This is a genomic window from Polynucleobacter parvulilacunae, from assembly GCF_018881715.1.
GTDB lineage: Bacteria > Pseudomonadota > Gammaproteobacteria > Burkholderiales > Burkholderiaceae > Polynucleobacter > Polynucleobacter parvulilacunae.
In genome coordinates this window covers 196,157-216,933 of the sequence record NZ_JACVPW010000002.1, presented here as the reverse complement: position 1 = coordinate 216,933, position 20,777 = coordinate 196,157, and the positions used below count along the sequence as shown (strand labels likewise).

Annotated in this window: 18 protein-coding genes and 1 tRNA gene; 13 read left to right on the top strand and 6 right to left on the bottom strand. The window is 45.4% G+C overall.

Going from position 1 to position 20,777, the window contains the following annotated elements; all coding sequences use genetic code 11:
* Positions 1-47: 47 nt before the first annotated feature.
* A complete protein-coding gene (locus ICN18_RS06385) occupies positions 48-1,667 on the bottom strand; it encodes an NAD+ synthase (RefSeq protein ID WP_216189677.1) in 1,620 nt (539 codons plus the stop codon).
* A gap of 43 nt (positions 1,668-1,710) precedes the next feature.
* Positions 1,711-2,247, bottom strand: a complete 537-nt coding sequence (gene ppa / locus ICN18_RS06380; protein ID WP_216189676.1) for an inorganic diphosphatase — start codon at positions 2,245-2,247, stop codon at positions 1,711-1,713.
* A 171-nt stretch (positions 2,248-2,418) separates the two neighbouring features.
* On the opposite strand from ppa, the gene ICN18_RS06375 reads away from it, so the two are divergent.
* Positions 2,419-4,479, top strand: coding sequence for a sodium-translocating pyrophosphatase (locus ICN18_RS06375; RefSeq protein ID WP_216189675.1), 2,061 nt, complete (start codon positions 2,419-2,421; stop codon positions 4,477-4,479).
* Between the two features lie 83 nt (positions 4,480-4,562).
* Here the strand turns inward: ICN18_RS06375 and trxB are convergent, their stop codons facing one another.
* Entirely contained in the window at positions 4,563-5,519 is a 957-nt protein-coding gene (trxB, locus tag ICN18_RS06370; RefSeq protein WP_068323588.1) for a thioredoxin-disulfide reductase, read from the bottom strand.
* Positions 5,520-5,558: 39 nt separating this feature from the next.
* Here trxB and ICN18_RS06365 point away from each other — a divergent pair, with 39 nt between their 5' ends.
* The 8 genes from ICN18_RS06365 to ICN18_RS06330 all read left to right on the top strand — a co-directional run bounded on the left by ICN18_RS06365 (position 5,559) and on the right by ICN18_RS06330 (position 13,952).
* On the top strand, positions 5,559-7,871 hold the full coding sequence (locus ICN18_RS06365) for a DNA translocase FtsK (protein WP_439650818.1): 2,313 nt from the start codon (positions 5,559-5,561) through the stop codon (positions 7,869-7,871).
* A 6-nt stretch (positions 7,872-7,877) separates the two neighbouring features.
* A complete protein-coding gene (gene lolA, locus ICN18_RS06360; protein ID WP_216189674.1) occupies positions 7,878-8,561 on the top strand; it encodes an outer membrane lipoprotein periplasmic chaperone LolA in 684 nt (227 codons plus the stop codon).
* Positions 8,562-8,614: 53 nt separating this feature from the next.
* A complete protein-coding gene (gene serS / locus ICN18_RS06355) occupies positions 8,615-9,925 on the top strand; it encodes a serine--tRNA ligase (RefSeq protein ID WP_216189673.1) in 1,311 nt (436 codons plus the stop codon).
* Between the two features lie 29 nt (positions 9,926-9,954).
* Positions 9,955-10,362 carry a hypothetical protein gene (locus tag ICN18_RS06350; protein ID WP_216189672.1) on the top strand — a complete coding sequence of 136 codons (408 nt, stop codon included), beginning with the start codon at positions 9,955-9,957 and terminating at the stop codon, positions 10,360-10,362.
* A 51-nt stretch (positions 10,363-10,413) separates the two neighbouring features.
* Positions 10,414-10,503: transfer RNA gene (locus ICN18_RS06345), tRNA-Ser, on the top strand.
* 111 nt (positions 10,504-10,614) lie between these two features.
* Entirely contained in the window at positions 10,615-11,910 is a 1,296-nt protein-coding gene (locus ICN18_RS06340; protein ID WP_216189671.1) for an alpha/beta fold hydrolase, read from the top strand.
* 116 nt (positions 11,911-12,026) lie between these two features.
* Positions 12,027-12,482, top strand: coding sequence for a hypothetical protein (locus tag ICN18_RS06335; protein WP_216189670.1), 456 nt, complete (start codon positions 12,027-12,029; stop codon positions 12,480-12,482).
* A 171-nt stretch (positions 12,483-12,653) separates the two neighbouring features.
* On the top strand, positions 12,654-13,952 hold the full coding sequence (locus tag ICN18_RS06330) for a lipase family protein (protein WP_216189669.1): 1,299 nt from the start codon (positions 12,654-12,656) through the stop codon (positions 13,950-13,952).
* A 276-nt stretch (positions 13,953-14,228) separates the two neighbouring features.
* On the opposite strand, the gene ICN18_RS06325 is transcribed toward ICN18_RS06330, so the two are convergent.
* The 3 genes from ICN18_RS06325 to ICN18_RS06315 all read right to left on the bottom strand — a co-directional run bounded on the left by ICN18_RS06325 (position 14,229) and on the right by ICN18_RS06315 (position 16,534).
* A complete protein-coding gene (locus tag ICN18_RS06325; protein ID WP_216189668.1) occupies positions 14,229-15,203 on the bottom strand; it encodes a hypothetical protein in 975 nt (324 codons plus the stop codon).
* 2 nt (positions 15,204-15,205) lie between these two features.
* Positions 15,206-15,625: a hypothetical protein gene (locus tag ICN18_RS06320; protein WP_216189667.1), complete on the bottom strand. Its 420-nt coding sequence runs from the start codon at positions 15,623-15,625 to the stop codon at positions 15,206-15,208.
* A gap of 78 nt (positions 15,626-15,703) precedes the next feature.
* Positions 15,704-16,534, bottom strand: coding sequence for a hypothetical protein (locus ICN18_RS06315; protein ID WP_216189666.1), 831 nt, complete (start codon positions 16,532-16,534; stop codon positions 15,704-15,706).
* 93 nt (positions 16,535-16,627) lie between these two features.
* On the opposite strand from ICN18_RS06315, the gene ICN18_RS06310 reads away from it, so the two are divergent.
* The 4 genes from ICN18_RS06310 (at position 16,628) to pstA (ending at position 20,771) form a co-directional block, all read left to right on the top strand.
* Positions 16,628-17,641 carry a CorA family divalent cation transporter gene (locus ICN18_RS06310; RefSeq protein WP_216189665.1) on the top strand — a complete coding sequence of 338 codons (1,014 nt, stop codon included), beginning with the start codon at positions 16,628-16,630 and terminating at the stop codon, positions 17,639-17,641.
* 184 nt (positions 17,642-17,825) lie between these two features.
* Positions 17,826-18,848, top strand: a complete 1,023-nt coding sequence (gene pstS / locus ICN18_RS06305) for a phosphate ABC transporter substrate-binding protein PstS (RefSeq protein WP_216189664.1) — start codon at positions 17,826-17,828, stop codon at positions 18,846-18,848.
* Between the two features lie 73 nt (positions 18,849-18,921).
* A complete protein-coding gene (gene pstC, locus ICN18_RS06300; protein ID WP_216189870.1) occupies positions 18,922-19,908 on the top strand; it encodes a phosphate ABC transporter permease subunit PstC in 987 nt (328 codons plus the stop codon).
* A complete protein-coding gene (gene pstA, locus ICN18_RS06295; RefSeq protein WP_215320256.1) occupies positions 19,905-20,771 on the top strand; it encodes a phosphate ABC transporter permease PstA in 867 nt (288 codons plus the stop codon). Before pstC ends, pstA begins: the two co-directional genes overlap by 4 nt.
* The last annotated feature ends 6 nt before the right edge of the window (positions 20,772-20,777 follow it).

Sequence of the window (20,777 nt, the reverse complement as noted above, 5' to 3'; positions counted from 1 at the left end):
ACCTAGAACTTGAATGACTTGCCAAAAATCCGGCGGCTTTTGGGGCTCTAGGCTCTAAATTGCGAAGTGATCGGATAGCGCCAATCCCGGCCAAAGGCGCGGGTAGTTACGCGAACCCCTGGGGGTGCTTGGCGGCGCTTGTATTCATTGAGCTTAATTAAGCGAGTTACTTTTTCTACGCTCTCAGCATCAAAGCCTGCGGCAATGATTTGGGCGATGGATTGGTTTTGCTCCATATAGCGCTCAACAATGCCGTCCAATACTTCGTAGGAGGGTAGGCTATCTTGATCTTTTTGATCAGGGCGTAATTCTGCTGAAGGAGCACGAGTCAAAATCCGCTCCGGAATGATCGGCGCAATACTGTTGCGATAAGCGCACAAGCGATACACCAAGGTCTTGGCAATATCCTTAATCACCGCAAAGCCGCCGGCCATATCTCCATAGAGAGTGCAGTAGCCAACAGCCATTTCACTTTTATTGCCAGTTGTCAAAACCAGTCGACCAGTTTTATTAGATAGGGCCATTAATAAAGTGCCGCGCACACGTGCCTGAATATTTTCTTCAGTAGCGTCTACCTTTAAACCTTTAAATTGTTCTGCTAGAGATGCTTCTAGAGCATCTACTGGACCGCTAATCGGAATCTCGTCATATTGCACACCTAAATTCTCTGCCATCTCACGCGCATCGATCCAGGAGATGTCTGCTGTGTAGCGTGAAGCCATCATGACGGTACGTACTTTGTCGGCGCCTAGGGCATCCACAGCAATAGCCAGTACCAAGGCTGAATCCACCCCGCCGGATAGGCCAATAATCACGCCAGGGAAGCGATTTTTAGTGACATAGTCACGTACGCCCAAGACAAGCGCTTGATAGGCTTGCGCTTCAACTGATTGGGGTGGGGTGATTAAACCCTTTTCCAGCTCACCAGAAGGAGAGGCCGCAACAAGACCTAAGCCAGTTTCAAACTGGGGCATTGCCATCACAACTTCACCTTTGCTATTTAAAGCAAATGAGCCACCATCAAAAACCAGCTCATCTTGACCGCCAACAGCATTGACATAAACCAATGGCATTTTTGTTTGCGCAATATGCCCGCGCAATACATCAATACGCAGCGCTTCTTTTTTCAGATGATAGGGTGATGCATTGGGAACGAGTAATACTTGAGCGCCAGCAGCATGTGCTTGTTTGGCAGGCCCTGCATGCCAGGCGTCTTCACACAAAATTAAACCGTAACGTATGCCTTCGCATTCGAATACGCAGGCTTGATTGCCGGGGACGAAGTAACGCACTTCATCAAATACTTCGTGATTTGGCAATTCTTGTTTTGCATAGCCTGCAATCACTTTGCCGCTTTGTAAAACGGATGCGAAGTTTTGCAAGCCTTGCGATGTTTGTTTGGGGTGACCAACAATGACAGTCAGATCAGGGTGCTGAGCTAGTTCTTTCATGAGTAGCTCAAGCTGCAGCTGCGCAGCTGCAATAAAAGCAGGGCGGAGCAGTAAGTCTTCTGGAGGATAGCCGGTGAGCGAAAGCTCGGGGGTTACTACGAGTTTGGCGCCTTGGGAGTAGGCATCCAGAGCGGCTTTGTGAATGAGTTGCGCGTTGCCAGCCAAATCACCCAGTAATGGGTTGATCTGGGCTAGGGCAATTGTCTGTCCGCTCACTCCGAATCACAAAGCCTGTGCTATTAAATAAATAAGTAATTAATTAAGCGTGCTCTTTGTTGTAGCGATCGATGCCTTCAAGAATTTCTTTATGAGCATCTGCTACGCCACCCCAACCACTCACTTTTACCCACTTGCCTGGTTCGAGATCTTTGTAGTGCTCGAAGAAGTGCTGGATTTGGTTTAAGCGGAGTGGGTTGATATCTTCAGGTTTCTGCCAGTGTGTGTAGATAGGCAAAATTTTGTCTTCCGGAACGGCCAACAACTTAGCGTCTTGACCGCCTTCGTCTTCCATTTGCAATACGCCAATAGCGCGGCAAGATACAACCACGCCTGGAATCAATGGGAATGGGGTAATCACGAGAACGTCAACAGGGTCACCATCACCAGCGATCGTTTTATTGATGTAACCATAGTTACATGGATAGTGCATTGCAGTACCCATAAAACGGTCAACGAAAATTGCGCCACTCTCTTTATCTACTTCATACTTGATTGGATCCGCGTTCATTGGGATTTCAATAATGACGTTGAAGCTTTCAGGGATCTTTTTACCTGGCTTGACTTTGTCGAGACTCATAAATACTCCGAATAATGATTAGTAAATACCCTGATCCTATAGAGGGGGCGCAGGGGTGATTCTGTTACATACTGGAACGGCTTAAAGACCATAGTTTAAAGCTTTCCAAAACCGGGTCTACCTAGGCGCTAGAGATACAAAACAAAAAGATCAACTATAGGGAGTTCAAGCATGAGTAATATCACTTTAGGCTTGTATTTTGCCTTGGCGTGCGGTGTCCTGGCCGTGGTTTACGGTTTTGTGATGCGCGGCTGGATTTTGAAGCAAAGTACGGGCAACGCCAAGATGCAAGAAATTGCTGAGGCGATTCAGCAGGGTGCGGCAGCTTATTTGTCGCGCCAATATAAAACGATCGCTATTGTTGGGGTGGTTTTAACCATTCTGATGGCACTCTTCCTCGATTTTGCGACTGCGATAGGCTTTGTGATTGGTGCCGTTCTCTCTGGGGCCTGCGGCTTCATTGGTATGAATGTCTCCGTCAAGGCAAACGTGCGTACTGCAGAAGCTGCAACCAAGGGTATGAACGAAGCACTCAACGTAGCATTTAAGGGTGGCGCAATAACCGGCATGTTGGTTGTTGGGCTTGGTCTTTTAGGTGTTGGCTTGTTCTTTATGTTCCTCGTATCGATTGGTGCAGGCCAAGACCTCTCTTCCGTATTGCACCCATTAATTGGTTTGGCATTTGGCTCATCTTTAATCTCTATCTTTGCGCGTTTAGGTGGCGGCATCTTTACTAAGGGTGCTGACGTTGGTGCGGACTTGGTTGGCAAAGTGGAAGCAGGTATTCCGGAAGATGATCCACGTAATCCTGCAGTGATTGCTGACAACGTTGGCGATAACGTTGGCGACTGCGCAGGTATGGCTGCTGATTTATTTGAAACGTATGCAGTAACTTTGATTGCAACCATGGTATTGGGTTCGCTCATGGTGACTGGTGCTCCAGTAGCAGCAATTATTTATCCATTAGTACTTGGTGGCGTTTCTATCATCGCTTCGATTATTGGTTGTTCATTTGTAAAAGCAACTCCTGGCATGAGAAACGTGATGCCTGCTTTATATAAAGGCCTCATCATTGCTGGTAGTTTGTCGCTGATTGCCTTCTACTTCGTCACCAACTTCATCATGCCGGACGATGCCTTGGGTATCCCAGGTAGCCAGTGGCGCTTGTTTGGTTCAACTGTAGTCGGCTTGTTGCTAACAGCTGGATTGGTATGGATTACCGAGTACTACACCGGTACCCAGTTCAAGCCAGTGCAGCATATTGCGGAAGCATCCACTAAAGGTCATGGCACCAACATCATTGCTGGTCTAGGTATCTCGATGAAGTCGACTGCTTATCCAGTGCTGTTTGTATGCGCAGCGATTTTTGCAGCGTATTGGTTAGCTGGTCTGTACGGAATTGCCATTGCAGCAACTGCGATGTTGTCGATGGCCGGTATTGTGGTTGCGCTCGATGCGTACGGTCCAATTACCGATAACGCTGGTGGTATTGCAGAGATGGCAGGCTTGCCACAATCGGTACGCGACATTACCGATCCATTGGATGCGGTTGGCAACACTACTAAAGCAGTTACTAAAGGTTATGCGATTGGTTCAGCGGGTTTGGCATCACTCGTACTCTTTGCTGACTACACCCACGCTTTAGAGAGCATTGGTCAGCAAGTATCTTTTGACTTGTCTAATCACATGGTGATCATTGGCTTGTTTATCGGCGGCATGATTCCTTACTTGTTCGGTGCGATGGCGATGGAAGCGGTTGGCCGTTGCGCTGGTGCAGTGGTCGAGGAAGTTCGTCGTCAGTTCCGCGATATCCCTGGGATCATGGAAGGCACTGCTAAGCCTGAGTACGGCAAAGCAGTGGACATGCTCACTTCAGCAGCTATTAAAGAAATGATCATTCCTTCACTCTTGCCAGTGGTTGCGCCAATCGTTGTAGGTCTCTTGTTAGGGCCTGCTGCATTGGGTGGGCTGCTCATGGGCACAATCGTGACCGGCTTGTTCGTAGCGATCTCCATGTGTACCGGTGGTGGTGCTTGGGATAACGCCAAGAAATACATCGAAGAAGGTAACTTCGGCGGTAAAGGTTCTGAAGCTCACAAAGCTGCAGTGACTGGCGATACCGTAGGTGACCCTTACAAAGATACTGCGGGTCCTGCTGTTAACCCGCTGATCAAGATCATCAACATCGTGGCATTACTCATCGTGCCACTCTTGCCAGTAGTCTCACGTTAAGCAATAAAACCGCAACATACAAAAACGCAACATAAAAAAACGCCTAGCATTGCTAGGCGTTTTTTTATTGCTTAGTTACTAACTTATTCCAAGGTTTCCAAGTAACGCTGCGCATCCAATGCAGCCATACAGCCTGTGCCAGCACTAGTAATCGCTTGACGGTAGATGTGGTCCTGCACGTCGCCAGCAGCAAACACGCCAGGGATGTTGGTAGCAGTAGCATTGCCTTCAAGTCCTGAGTGGGTCTTGAGGTAACCGTTGTTCATATCAAGCTGACCAACAAAGAGTTCGGTGTTCGGCTTATGGCCAATCGCAATAAAGGCGCCAGTCACAGCGATGTCTTCAGTGCTGCCATCTTGTTTCTTAATGCGTACGCCAGTGACACCTTTTTCATCGCCAAGCACTTCATCAAGAGTGGCGTTCAATTTGAGTTCTACTTTGCCTTCAGCAACTTTCGCCATTAAGCGATCGTTCAAGATTGGCTCAGCACGGAACTTGTCGCGACGATGAATCACGGTAACTTTTTTAGCAATGCCTGTGAGGTAGAGCGCTTCTTCAACAGCGGTGTTACCACCACCCACTACGCAAACATCTTGATTGCGGTAGAAGAAACCATCGCAAGTAGCGCAACCAGAAACACCGCGACCCATAAATGCTTCTTCACTTGGTAGGCCAATGTATTGAGCGGAAGCACCAGTACAAATAATTAAGGCATCGCAGGTGTAAGTTCCAGAATCGCCAACCAAACGAATAGGCTTCTCTTTTAGGGCTGCTGTATGGATATGGTCAAAAATGATTTCAGTATTGAAGCGCTCAGCGTGCTTCAAAAAACGATCCATGAGCTCTGGGCCTTGAACGCCATCAGCATCAGCAGGCCAGTTTTCTACGTCCGTAGTGGTCATTAATTGACCGCCCTGAGCCAGTCCAGTAATGAGGGTAGGGTTTAAATTGGCACGGGCGGCATAGACTGCTGCTGTGTAGCCAGCAGGGCCAGATCCGAGGATCAGAACTTTGGAGTGTTTTGGGGTATTTGTAGTCATATTCAAATTATAGAATTGCTTGATTACAATCGGTAGAACATGGCAAGAACCGTATACCCGAAGTCTAAGGCTCCTTTGAGCCCCCAGCCCCCTGAGAATGGCGGGCAGGGCAGAATGCCCCGCCTCTTATTGGAGGCCCGCTGGTTCATCTCCCTGGGCCTGTGCCTAGGCTTATTTGCCATTTTGCTCACTTATTCCAAGGCTGATCCAGCCTGGTCCCATGCCAGTTTTGAAGCCCCCAAGAACCTGGGCGGTCGTTTTGGGGCTTATTTAGCTGATTTAATGCTCTATATCTTTGGTATCTCTGCCTTTTGGTGGGTTGCCTTGTTTGGCCGCCGAGTCCTCAATGGCTGGCGTGAGCTCTGGAGTATTCCGCTGCCGCCGGATCCAGAGGCTAAGCCGGACTCTTTATTAATGCGTTGGTTGGGCTTTGGCCTGACTTTATTCTGCAGTATGGGCTTGGAGTCCATTCGGATGCATTCCCTGTCCTGGCAGCTTCCAAGGCCGCCTGGTGGCATTTTGGGTGAGTTGATTGGCGATCCATTGCAAATGTCCCTCGGATTTACTGGCTCGACTTTGGTTTTGCTTTTTGGTCTATGCGCAGGCCTATCTTTATTCCTCCACTTCTCATGGCTTGATATTGCTGAGAAGGTGGGTCGTTTCTTAGAAGTTTCTTATCACCGCATTCGTGAACGTCGCGATAGCGAAGAAGATCGCAAGCTGGGTGAAGTTGCTGCAGAAGAGCGTGAAGAGTTTGTCGAAGAGTTCCGTGGTCGCGTTGAAGTTGCTGCGCCAGTGCAAATTGTTCGTGCACCAGTAGAGATTCCAAAGAGTGCACGCGTAGAACGCGAGAAGCAGCAACCCTTGTTTGTGGATATCCCTGATTCAGAATTACCACCGCTCGCATTGCTTGATGCAGTGCCTGAAGCAAAAGAAACGATCTCAGCTGATGTACTCGAATTTACTTCACGCTTAATTGAGCGCAAGTTGGCCGAGTTCAATGTTCAAGTCACTGTGATTGCTGCTTACCCTGGCCCTGTTGTGACTCGCTATGAGATTGATCCAGCGGTAGGCGTGAAGGGTAGTCAGATTGTCAATCTCTCACGTGACTTGGCGCGCTCACTCGGCGTAGTCAGTATGCGTGTTGTAGAAACAATTCCAGGTAAGACCTGCATGGCTTTGGAATTACCAAATCCAACACGTCAGTCTGTATATCTGTCAGAGATCCTCACTTCACAGGTATATAACGACAACCACTCATTGTTAACCCTCGCTTTAGGTAAAGACATCTCAGGTAGCCCAATGGTGGCTGACTTGGCTAAGATGCCTCACTGCTTAGTTGCGGGTACTACTGGTGCTGGTAAGTCTGTTGGTATTAATGCCATGATCCTGTCTTTGCTGTTTAAAGCTAAGCCAGATGAAGTGCGTTTGATCATGATTGATCCGAAGATGCTAGAGATGGCAATCTACGACAAGATCCCGCATTTGTTATGCCCAGTAGTTACGGATATGAAGCAAGCTTATAACGCGCTCAATTGGGCGGTGAATGAGATGGAGCGCCGCTACAAACTGATGAGTAAGTTTGGTGTGCGTAACTTAGCCGGTTTTAATAAGAAGATTGCAGAAGCAGAAGAAAAAGGTGAGAAGCTCACTAATCCATTTAGTTTGACGCCGGATGATCCAGAGCCGATTTACAAAGCGCCAGTGATTGTCATCGTGATCGATGAGTTGGCTGACTTGATGATGGTATCTGGCAAGAAGATTGAAGAACTCATTGCACGTATCGCCCAAAAGGCTCGTGCTGCTGGTATTCATTTGGTCTTAGCAACACAGCGTCCTAGTGTGGATGTTATTACTGGTTTGATTAAAGCTAACGTGCCAACCCGTATCTCCTTCCAGGTTAGCTCTAAGATCGATAGCCGGACAATTTTGGATCAGCAGGGCGCGGAAGCGCTGCTTGGTATGGGTGACATGCTTTACATGGCACCAGGTACTGGTTTGCCTGTGCGTGTGCACGGTGCATTTGTATCTGATGATGAAGTGCACCGCGTGGTGGAGTGGCTCAAAGAGAAGGGTGAAGCCAATTACATCGATGGCGTGCTCGAAGGTGCAGATGAATCCAACGTGGATGCGTTGACTGGTGAGGGCGGTGGTGAGGCTGATCCACTCTACGATCAAGCTGTCGCTATCGTTCTCGAAAATAAACGCCCATCGATCTCATTGGTGCAGCGTCATTTGCGTATTGGTTACAACCGCGCTGCACGTTTGCTAGAAGATATGGAAAAAGCAGGTCTTGTATCCAAAATGGGTAACGGCGGCAATCGCGAGATTCTCCATCGCCCCTCCGAATAAGAATCCATGCCAAGATTTCTGACTGCAGCAATTCTGACAATTGCAAGTATCCTTTTTTCAGGTGCATCGCTTTCTCAAAGCGAGAGTGGCGCAGAGCAGTTGCGTCAATTTGTACGCAACTCCAAAACTGCTGAAGGTGACTTTGTGCAACAACAGTTACGTGCACCCAAAGCAAATGAAGCGCAAGACAAGGGTTTGAAAGTTGTGCGCCAAACCCAAGGACATTTTGTGTTTCAGCGCCCAGGTCGTTTCATATGGGACACTCAAAAGCCGTATGAGCAAAAGCTCATTGCTGATGGCAAACAATTAATTATGTGGGACAAGGATTTAAACCAAGCAACTTTTCGTCCGGCAGGACAAGCCTTAGCTTCTACACCGGCGGCAATACTGTTTGGTGAAACCTCGCTCGATCAACACTTTGATCTTGTAGAGGGTGAAGAGCGTCTAGGAATGAAGTGGGTAGCCTTGAATCCCAAAAAAGATCCCAATGCCAAGAATAAGAATGATCTTCCTTATACAAAGATCTCTATTGGTATGGCAAATGGACTGCCTAAGGCACTTGAGTTGACTGACGGTCTAGGCAGCGTAGTTTTGGTAACCCTGGATAAGATCCAGCTCAATGTAAACCTGCCAGCCAATCGCTTTACCTTCACTCCGCCAGCCGGGGCTGAGGTCTTGCGCTTAAACTAGAGCCACAATATTCACTAAGCAATAAAACAGAACAAACCAAACCAGAGCAACATATGATTGATCCGCAATTACTCCGTAAAGATATCGCTGCAGTTGCTGCGCGTTTAGCCACTCGTAAATTCCAATTGGATGTTGAGAAATTCAACGCACTGGAATCCGAACGTAAATCATTACAAACCCGTACTGAAGAATTGCAAGCTAAGCGCAACCAATTGTCTAAAGCGATTGGCATGAAAAAAGGTAAGGGCGAGGATGCTGCTGCCGAGATGGCTGAGGTTGCACAAGTCAATACCGATATGGAATCTGGTGCAGCTAGATTAAGCACGCTTCAAGCTGAGATTGCTGATTTCTTAATGGGCATTCCTAATCTTCCAGATGAGTCCGTACCCATTGGTAAGGATGAAACAGAAAACAAAGAAGTAAAGCGTTGGGGTGAGCAGCCTATTTTTGATTTTGAGATCAAAGATCACGTTGACCTTGGTGGTCCACTGGGATTGGACTTTGAAGTCGCAGCCAAGATTAGTGGTTCCCGCTTTGTAGTGCTCAAAGGACCTATCGCCAGATTACACCGCGCCTTGGCGCAGTTCATGATTGACACCCATGCCACCAAGCATGAATACCAAGAAGTCTATGCCCCTTATATAGTGAACGCTGCATCTATGCGTGGTACTGGGCAGTTACCTAAGTTTGAAGAGGACTTGTTCAAAGTTCCACGTCAAATGGGTGGCGAGGATGAAGGTGGCGAAGCGAAAACTGAAAATTTCTACCTTATCCCAACAGCAGAAGTGCCTGTAACGAATTTAGTGCGTGACGAGATCGTTAACGCCGATAACTTGCCAATGAAGTTTGTGGCTCACACGCCATGTTTCCGCTCAGAAGCAGGCAGTTATGGTCGTGATGTGCGCGGCATGATTCGTCAGCATCAGTTTGACAAAGTAGAGTTGGTGCAGATCACTAAGCCGGAAGATTCAATGCAAGCCCTTGAAGATTTAACAGGTCATGCGGAAAGAATCCTAGAGCTTTTAGAACTTCCTTATAGAAAAGTATTGCTCTGCACTGGCGATATGGGCTTTGGTAGTACTAAGACTTATGATTTAGAGGTTTGGGTACCATCACAAAATGCTTATAGAGAAATTAGCTCATGCTCCAGCATGGGTGATTTTCAAGCAAGACGCATGCAAGCCAGATTTAAAGCGGGCCAGGGCAAGCCTGAACTAGTTCATACCTTAAATGGTTCTGGTCTGGCTGTCGGTAGAGCATTAGTTGCCTTGCTTGAGAACAAACAACAAGTAGATGGCAGTATTGCGATTCCTAAAGCGCTACAGCCCTACTTGGGTGGCTTAGAAGTGCTCAAACCAATCTAACTCTGACCAGATTTAAAGAGCTCACTCAAATGAATAAGCGATCATTAATTACGCTCCTCATATGCACAGCATTTTTTTCTTCAGGTGTTTTTGCTACAGAAACAACCTATCGCTGTGAGGTTTTGAGTGATGCCTATATCAAAAGCAATGGTGAGTTAGACATCGTTAAAGATAGCCCCAGAGTTGGTCAAGAATTTGCAGTGGTCAAGAAAACGGGCGAGGTTGTTGGCGATGTAATGGATTCTTTAGGAAAGCCCAAGGTAATTGCATCTGGAAGCAAGAGCAATTCTTATAAAGTCATTTGGACACAAAAGGCTGCAGGCAAGGATGGCGCCTTTGTGGACTATCTCAGCATCGAAGGGTTTGCAAAAGACGGTAAGTATCCTTTTGGATTCTTCTCTGGTGCACTCCTAATGACAGGCGTGTGCGAGCAATAGATAGTAGGAGTTAAAGCGGGATTCCCGTTTAAGTTTTATCCTGTAAGTAACGGAGAGGTGGCAGAGTGGTCGAATGTACCTGACTCGAAATCAGGCGTAGGGTCAAACCTACCGAGGGTTCGAATCCCTCCCTCTCCGCCAAGTTATTCATTTGTTTAAGCCATCCTTCGGGTTGGCTTTTATTTTGGCTTATTGGCCGGTGTATTATTTTCTGAGATTTTCGGTGGTTTTATATATAAAAGGGGAGTTGTTATGAGGGGATTATTGCGCAACCTATTTTTGGTTGGTATCTCTGCTTTCTCAGCCACGGTTTTTGCTGATCCACCAATGCAAGCATTTTATGCCTCAGTCATGAAAATGTCCCCAGAGGGTAAATTGGGTCAAGTCATCAAGCAGGAAAAGATCGAGACTTCCGTTAAGGGTGCGCAGGCTTGGAAAATTGCATATATCTCTTCTGACATTTCAGGTCGTAAAACGATTTCAACCGGATTGGTTGTTGTGCCAGTAGGGCAGGCTCCAGCGGGAGGTCGCCCCATCATGACGTGGGCACATGGCACAACAGGTGCCGCACAAAACTGTGGCCCATCACAAGTGATTGATCCAGTAGTTCCCCTGAATGAGTATTTCTTGGTTGGTGGAAATTCCTGGACTGACTATGGCATCCCCGCTATAGAAGAATTTATTAAAGAAGGTTATGCTGTAGTGGCGACCGATTACCAAGGCTTGGGTAGTGGCGGCAGACATCAATACAGTGTTGCAGCTACTAATGCGATGGATACCATCAATGCAGCTCGTGCCGTTGGTTCTATGAAAGAAGCAAGCGCCAATAAAAAGACATTGGTATATGGCTGGTCTCAAGGCGGTGGCGCTGCGATTGCTTTGGCTGGAATGCCTGAATACGTTAAGCAAACTGGCACAGCTTCTGACAATCTTGATATCGTTGGTTTTGTTGCCTTAGCACCTCAAGATATTTCTATTCTTGCACCAGCAGGTAAACGTGATCAAGCAACTGCTGATAAATACTTCCAAGACTCCCAAAAAATGTTTTTGGATAACGTCTTTAACTTCACCCATGCAACGATGTTTTATTGGGGGACTCAGGCTGCATTCCCTAATCTGAAGTTATCAGACATTTTTACTGATGAAGGTGTAAAAGTCGTTAATGATATTTACAGCAATAAATGTATGCATGCAGCTAGCGATACATTTAACTTTAACTATGGAGTTAGCTACGCAAATTTATTAAAGCAAAAACCAGTTAACACTCTTGCTTGGGCTGAGGCGATGCTAAAGGGTGGGGTGCCTGTTGCAAAACCAATTGCCCCAATTCAGATTTACTTTGGCTCCAAGGACACGGCAGTTCCACCAATGATGCATAAGCTCTATCAAGAGCAAGCATGCAAATTGGGTGGCAATGTTGGAAGAATGCAGTTGCCAGGAGAGCAATCTCATTTCACGACCCCGGGAACATCTAAGCCATTCTATTTGGCATGGGTGAAGGATCGTATTGCTGGAAAGCCGTTGGTAAATGCATGCCCTCAAAACTAGATCCGAGTTTTGGCATAAAAAAGCCAACGTTGGTTGGCTTAGAGGAATATGCCTGTGACATTAGAAAATTACTATCATCTGATATAGTTTTTAAAATCAATCGATCCATATAAATCATGAAAAAATTTCTTAAATTAACAGCAATCTTTATTTTCGCCCTCAGTAATTTTGCGGGTAGTGCATATGCTGTAGATCCAGTCTTAACTCAATCCGGTACTTTTACCCTGGAGATTAAAGCCCTCACAATGTATTCCGGCGAAACTGATCTCCCAACTTCCAAAGGGGTGGTGACTTTCCAGGGGAAGCAATACCCATTTACCGTGCAAGCTTTGACCATGGGCAATAGTTTTGGTTCTACAACTTTGAAGGCAAATGGCGTCTTATATGGCATGAAGGACATTACGCAATTTGAGAGCCCTTTCTTTATCATCGGTGGCGGCATTAACCCAGGCGAACAAAGTGATGTTGCAACCTATAAAAATAGTAAGGGTGTTACCGCTGTAATGACTGGTACTTTGAATGGCCCACTATGGATGCCATCAACAGGTGCAGTAATCAAGCTATTGAAATAAGTGAAGAGCATTAAACTCCTCCAATCTTATTGGTGGTCTTAAGATGGACAAAACCACCTTCGGGTGGTTTTTCTTTTATGGCTAGTACTAGAGTTGGGCACTCCAGTACTAATTCGGTATAGTGATGATCATTAATTCTAATTTTGATAAAACCTATATTTGTAGAGCCTTATGAAAAATTCTTTAGTTGGTTTGGTGTTCGGTACTTTGCTTGGGGTGCTTTCTTCTGCTGTACATGCTGAACCACCGTTAGCCCCATTTTATGAATCCGCTATGAAAATGAATCCCAATGGCAAATTGGGTCAAATCATTAAAAAAGAGCAGATTAAGACATCAATAAAGGGTGCTCAAGCTTGGAAGATTGCTTACATCTCATCAGATGTTGGTGAGCGCAAGACGATTGCTACAGGGGTAATCATTTCTCCTGTTGGAACACCTCCTAAAGAAGGTAGGCCAATTTTGGCTTGGGCGCATGGCACAACTGGTTCTGCTCAAAATTGCGGCCCTTCGCAGATTATTGATCCTACCGCTCCATTAAATGAATATTTTTTAATGGGTGGAAATTCTTGGACAGATTACGGCATTCCAAATGTGGAAGAGTTTATTAAAGAGGGTTATGTCATCGTTGCGACTGACTATCAAGGTCAAGGTGGCGGTGGTAAGCATCAATACGCAGTAGCTCAAACAAACGGCAGAGACGCAATTAACTCTGCGAGAGCTGCCAGCTCGATGAAAGAAGTGGGCGCCGGCAAAAAGACCATTATTTACGGTTGGTCGCAGGGCGGTGGGGCTACTATTGCAGCTGCAAGCTTACCGGACTATCAAGCTCAAAAAGGGACTGCTGCTGATGATCTGCAATACCTTGGATTTGTTGCATTGGCGCCCGACGATGTTGCAGTAATGTTGTCAAATCCGCCCACCGATGAGGCTGGGGCGACCAAGCTTATGAACGGATTTACTCAGGCCAATGTCCCAAATGTCTTCCTGTTTGCTCACTATGTGATGGGTCTTTGGGGTACGCAGGCTGCATACCCAAACCTAAAGTTGACCGATGTGCTAACAGATGAAGGCGCAAAAGTTGTTGAGAAACTAGCGAGCAATAAATGCGTACATGTTATGTCTGACACCTTTAACTATGCCTATGGAGATAGTTATAAGTCCCTCTTGAAGCCAACAGCCACTAATTCCTTGGCATGGATTAAGGCATTTATTGATGGCAGCGTGAAGCCTGTAAAACCGGTGGCACCAGTGGTAATTTATTGGGGCACAAAAGATACTGCTGTTCCTCCTGTAATGCATGAGCTGTATCAAAAGCAAATGTGCACGATGGGTGCAAATATTGGAAGGAATCAGTTGCCAGGTGAGCAAACCCACTTTACGACTCCTGGTGTCTCAGCGCCCATGTATCTCCAATGGGTCAAGGATCGTGTTGCTGGCAAACCATTGGCTAATGCCTGCCCTCAAAACTAGAGATAGTCGGCCTCTTAAATAAAAAGCCATCCTGCGGGGTGGCTTTTTCTTAGCTCATCATATTTCAATAGAGTCACTAATTTGGTTACCTATGGGCTGTTGGTACAAACTATTCGTAACCAGAAACGAGAGAATTACACCTCATCTCCCATAAGTAGAACTCAACTTTACAATTCAAATATGACAGGTTGATGTGATTTTGATGACATTTCACAGTCTGAAAATCAAAGTACTGTCCAATTGCTTGGAAGGGTCTAAAGCGCGCTTAATCAGCTTTTAGGGTTTTGGAGTACCCATATTTTGTCTTAGTAAAATCGGCGAAAAGCTAAAAGGTTGCTCAGACTTTGGATTAACCCCAATCATTACTGCCTGGACTTGGTCTGCACCCATTAATTCCAGACGAAGAACATTCTCTAGAACGTCCTTTTGATCAACCGTTCTTAAGGGTTGATCAAGAATGAGTCGATGGCTATCCCCATGAATTAAGAGTACGGGCTTTTTAAACTCTTGCGAATTGGAGCTGAGGATGTGCAAAGTGTCTCGATAGCCGCTATCTGTATTAGTTGCTTGTGACGGCGTATAAAACATATCGGCCTGGTAGCAAAAAATAATTCCCAAATACCCCTTGTTTGAGGCAAGGTCAAAGGCGCGTTGAATCCAGTCTAAATTCGCCTGATTACGTTCCAAGTATTCCGCTTTTGCTTGCTCATTCCGCTCGAAGTTATTGTTAGATCCAGGTATATGCACATTCACAAATAAAAATTGATTTTTTACCCAATACGAGTTTTCAACAAACTTCTTGTGCTGCGGATCAACATCTGCTTGTCTTGTGAGATTAATTTGCTGTGAGCCTAGACTTTTCCGAGCGCTAAAGAAAGTGTTGCGAAGGCTGTCTAAGCGTTCAATAGGGTCATAAGATCCCGCTAGTGGGCGATGACAATCGGTCCATTCATTGTCTCCAATGCTATAGATAAGTGGAGCAGAAAATTGATTGAAGTAGCCCTTAATCTTTTGGTTATATTCATCGCTACAGGGTGTTGAGCCTGATTTGGTGTCCCCGACAAAGACGCTAAAGCTTGGTTTTGCTTTATTGATTTCTGTAATTAATCTTTCATAGCGAACATAATCGTCTGGGAGCTTATAGGGCATATCGCCCAAGGCAATAAATTGGAAAGACTCAAGCGACTGAGCGCAGGCTACAAAAGAGCAAGTCAGGAGTAGCGCAGATAAAAATACTTTAAAGGATTTCATCTTCATTTATAGGTGGCGGGAGACCGATCCAATTCCTTAATCTCGAGCTCTCCAAATATATAGGATTCTGAGCTGACTTTTTGCCAGCCTAGATCATGAAACACATCGTCATAACTCTTGGAGTATTTTCGATTGCTTTGATAAAAGATATCCGTTAATTCATCTTGCTCATCTTCCGTGACAGTATCTAAAAAATAAATAACTTTTTCTCCGCCATAAGTCTTGCTAATCTCACCGCCAGGAATATCCTCAATACAGATGCCAATATTTGGATCGTAGGATTTAATAAATGCAGGTTTGATGTTGGTTAATACGGAACCCAATTTCCAGACTATTCCGCACTTAATTTCTTTATTTGATTGCTGGAATATATTGCGCTCCACCAAAGAGCCCATTTCCAAAGGAATAATTTGATAATGCATTGTTAGCTCCAGTTCAGACTGAATGGGGAAGGCTTAGTTTCCTATGAATTTATGACAATTGGATATCTTTCATGGATTTCAAAATCTCCACGTAATTCCGACCTCGCTACGAGTGGCACTTGCAGTTTGGGAAGCAAAAGTTGCTCCATAATTCAAGCCAGTGCGCATGTATGAGACTCCAAGATCGACGCTTTCGGTGAGAGAGTAGATTCCTGCAATTAATGCGTAATGGCTAAGGTACTGCTCGGATGCGGGTGGGTTGGTGCTTGCGCCTATATCCAAGGCAATTTTGAGATCTTTGCGCACCAGCCAGACGGGTGCAAGAGAGATTAGATAGATGTTAGTTCTATTAAGCTCAGTCGTAGTGCCAACGCTGTAATTGGTGTTATACGGAGAACGCATGTAAATTGCATTGAGGTGAAGTTCTAAAGCTTCCCAATATTTGGATGCGATGAAGTTCATTCCATAGTTAAATGCAGCCAGGCCAAGACCAGCAACTTGCTGCTGTTTACCTGCGGGTAATACTACCGTGGGTTTAATGGCAAGTGCATAGCCAGCCTCTTCATCTTCATAGAAACGCCACTTGCTGGCAAAAACATAGTTTGAAAATTTGGAGTAGTTTCCGCTTGGCTCATTGTAGTAAGTCATCGAGAATGAAGCCTCTACAGTTTCGCTGAGTCCGCGTGTATAGGTAAACGGAAAGGCTTTTGCATCAGTTCTACCGGTGTACTCTTCACCCTGTGTCACAACATCTGCCTGCTGGGCTCCTCCATGTCGATTAATGGAGAAAAAGTACTGCTCGATCTGATTGCCGCCGGCCTTTACAGTGCCGGCATCATCTGTATTTAATGGTTCAAAGGCGAATGAAATGCCAGGTAAAAGCAAAAGGAGTATGCATAGGCATTTCATGGGAGCATTGCCAAGCGAGCTGAAGAATTAAAGAGTCTGTATAGAGTAACTTCATGTCATTTTGATGTCACGCACGTGCCATACAATCCGGCCATGACTACAGAGATCACTTCGAAGCCTTTTCCAGTTGCGGGTGTGGTATTTGCTTGGGCCATGCCTTCGTCAGGAGGTGGTTATGAAATTCCTCTATTCGAAATTGCGGGCGCACTTGAAAATCCTGAGTTGTCTATTTGGTTGCACTTAAATCTATCCAACTCACAAATTCAGCGTTGGCTGGAAAATACGCCGCTCATACCTGAGCGTGTGGTGGAAATGATTCAGGAAGGCGTCAATCTCAGCCGCTTGGAGCGAATTGAGAAGTTAGATGATTGCTTGCTGATGGTCATGAATGATTTTCAGCAGGAGTTTGGAGAGGAGGGTGGTGACTCCAGTTTAGGCACCCTTTGGGCGATCGTTAGACCAAGGCTAATGGTCTCTTTGCGCAACAACCCTCTTAGAACGACTGACAAATTGCGCTATGACTTGAGAGGCGGACAGCTCAATCCCACCTCCATCATTGAGTTGTTTCATGAGCTCCTGGATTTACGTGCCGAGCAATTGAGAACACTTTTAGCCCATCTTTCAGAGAATATGGATGACCTAGAGGAAAACCTTCTTAAGGGAAGAGATTTTCCAGAACACGAAAATCTGGGCAGAATTCGTATTCAATGTAGTCGACTTCGGAGGCATTTTTCCCCAGAATTAATTGCCTTGCACCGTCTGCTAAAACGGCTGCCGTATTGGTTTAGCGAGGAAGATAAGAGTCGCTTGAATGATGATTTGGATCTTCTCTCCTACTTGGTGCAGGAAATTTCAAGTCTTTATGATCGCGCAAAGGTGCTACAAGATGAACAGGCGGCCCATGTGGCTGAATTTAATGCAAAAAACTTGCAAGTCTTGTCCGTAATGACGGTGATCTTTCTTCCGATGACTTTAATAACGGGGATCATGGGTATGAATATGGAAGATCTTCCTGGGCTAAAGGGATCTTTTTATGAGGTGATGGCTCTCATGTCCGTCACTGGGGCAGCAGTTTTTGCTTCCTTAAAGCTAAAGAGGATTATTTAATCCACTATATTTGACCTCTTTTAGGCTTTCATATTGCCTGATTTTAGTCCCTCAATAAATACCATAAGTTGCTGTTTTTTATGGATATTTATTATAAATAACGCTTTGTCATTAAACCGTCATAGTGAAAACGTATCGTCCTAATATCGCAATGTTGCGTTATTTCAATACCAGGACTAATCACATGAAATCTTTTTTGAAAAAAGCACTAGTTATCGGTGCTATTGCTTTGGCCCCTGCAGCTTATGCTGTTGAAATGACTGGAGCTGGCTCTTCATTCATCTATCCAGTGCTCAGCAAATGGGCTGAGTCTTATAAAGCTAAAAGTGGTGATGGCCTTAACTATCAGTCTATCGGTTCCGGTGGTGGTATTAAACAAATTAAAGCTAAGACAGTAGATTTTGGTGCTACTGACGCCCCAATGGCATTTGATGATCTCCAAAGTCATGGCATGGTTCAGTTTCCTGCAATTATTGGTGGTGTAGTAGTTGTTGTGAACATTGAAGGTGTTGGCCCAAATCAGCTCAAGCTCTCAGGCGACTTGTTGTCAGATATTTTCCAGGGTAGCGTAACTGATTGGAGCGATAAGCGTGTTGCTCTCTTGAACCCAGGTATGAAGATTCCTTCAGGCCCAATTACCGTTGTTACTCGTGCCGATGGTTCTGGTACTACTGCAATTTTTACTAGCTTCCTTTCTAAGGCAAGCAGCAACTTTAAAGAAGCAGTTGGTTTTGGTGCTCAAGTTAAGTGGCCTGCAGCCTCTACAGTTAGCGGCAAAGGCAATGAAGGCGTTGCTGCAAACGTAGCCCGTATTAAGAATTCTATTGGTTATGTTGAGTATGCATATGCCAAAAAGAATAATTTGAGCTACACACAAGTTCGCAATGCTGATGGCGTAATGGTCTCTCCAACTGCAGAAGCATTTGCAGCTGCTTCCGCTGGTACAGATTGGTCTAAGTTTCCTGGCATGAATACATTCATCACATATGCTGCTGGTGCAAAATCCTGGCCTATTACCGGCGCTACTTTTGTGGTGCTTTACAAAAAGCCAGAAAACAAATCTCAAGCTGCTGCAGTGTTGAAATTCTTTGAGTACTCTTTCAAAGATGGCAAAAAAGCAGCTTCAGAATTGGATTACGTTCCAATGCCTGACGCAACTGTAGATTACATTCGCAAACAAGTTTGGTCACAGGTTGACACTAAGTAATACCTCTTTGTATTTTTGATCATTACGACCCTGGCTTCCAGGGTCGTTTTTTAACTTTAGCTTAAGTCTAATGATGAATACTTTGGAATCAGCGGGCGCGCCGACGCTAGTGGCCGCAAGAATTGCGCGTCTTCAGCGCATTCAAGATTTTCTATTCCACCGCGTAACTCAATTTTTCTCTCTTTCTGTGCTTTTTGCGCTCTTGGGAATTATTGGCTCTTTATTTGTGAATGCATGGCCTGCATTGAAAGAGTTTGGACCGCAATTTTTCATTACACCAGCCTGGGATATTGTTAATGGTGATTTTGGTGGATTAATTGCTATTTATGGCACCTTGGTCTCCTCAGTGATTGCGCTATTAATTGCAGTACCACTCAGTTTTGGTATTGCTTTTTTCTTGACTGAAATTTGTCCTCCACCCTTAAGGCGTCCACTTGGGACTGCAGTGGAGTTGTTGGCAGCAGTACCATCTATTATTTATGGCATGTTTGGTTTATTTATTTTTGCACCAATCTTTGGTGACTATATTGAGCCAGCACTTCAGGCCACTCTTGGTCAAATTCCTTTTATCGGAATTTTATTTTCTGGCCCACCAAATGGAATTGGAATGTTATGTGCGGGATTAATTCTTGCCTTGATGATTCTTCCTTTTATTGCATCGGTTATGCGCGATGTCTTTGAAATCGTGCCTCCCGTTCTAAAAGAGTCAGCTTATGGTATTGGCTGTACTACTTGGGAAGTAGTGAGAAACATTGTTTTGCCATATACCAAAGCGGGAGTAATTGGCGGCGTGATGTTGGGTCTTGGCAGAGCGCTTGGTGAGACGATGGCTGTTACTTTCATTATTGGTAATGCGCAGCGTATTTCAGCTTCTCTTTTTGCGCCAGGAAGCTCAATAGCATCAACATTAGCTAACCAGTTTGGCGAGGCAGAGGCTGGTTTACATTACTCATCTCTCTTCGCGCTCGGACTTGCTCTATTTTTTATTACGTTTGTTGTATTGGCTTTTGCTAAATGGATGCTAATCAGCATGGAAAAGAAGCAAGGACTTAAATCATGAGTTCAAATGTTAACTTTGATATGACCGTGTTTGCCCGTCGTAAAAGGACAAATAAAATTGGTCTTACTTTATCCATGATTGCAATGGCAATTGGAATGGCAAGTTTGATCTGGATTTTAAGCATCCTTTTTATTAAAGGGTTTTCTGCAATCAATCTAAATATGTTTACAGCAAGCACACCAGCTCCAGGTACTGAGGGTGGTGGATTGGCTAATGCAATTGTTGGTAGCCTTTTATTGGTTGGATCATGTACATTTATCAGCACGCCTGTAGGTGTGTTGGCGGGTCTCTATCTTTCTGAATATGGTGATCGCAGTCGAGTGGCCTCTTTGACTCGTTTTGTTACCGATATCATGCTGTCCGCACCATCAATCGTGATTGGCCTGTTTGTCTATGCCTTATATGTTGCTAAGGTACAGCATTTCTCAGGATGGGCGGGCACTATTGCATTGGCTCTGATTGCAATTCCAGTGGTTGTGCGTACTACGGAAAATATGCTGCGCTTAGTGCCTGGAAGTTTGCGTGAGGCGGCTTATGCTTTGGGAACGCCTAAGTGGAAAGTAGCATTTATGGTTACCCTGCGCGCTGCACAAAGCGGCATTATGACCGGTATTCTTTTGGCTCTTGCTCGAGTTAGCGGCGAAACGGCGCCTTTATTATTTACTGCGTTAAGCAATCAATTTTTCTCTACGGATATGAATAAGCCTATGGCTAATTTACCGGTGGTTATTTTCCAATTTGCGATGAGCCCATATGACAACTGGGTAAGTCTTGCTTGGGGCGGATCTCTTTTGATTACGTTTACCGTTCTCGGTTTAAATATTTTGGCACGAGTGGTATTTCGTGAGAAGGTCCAAGGATGATGAGTA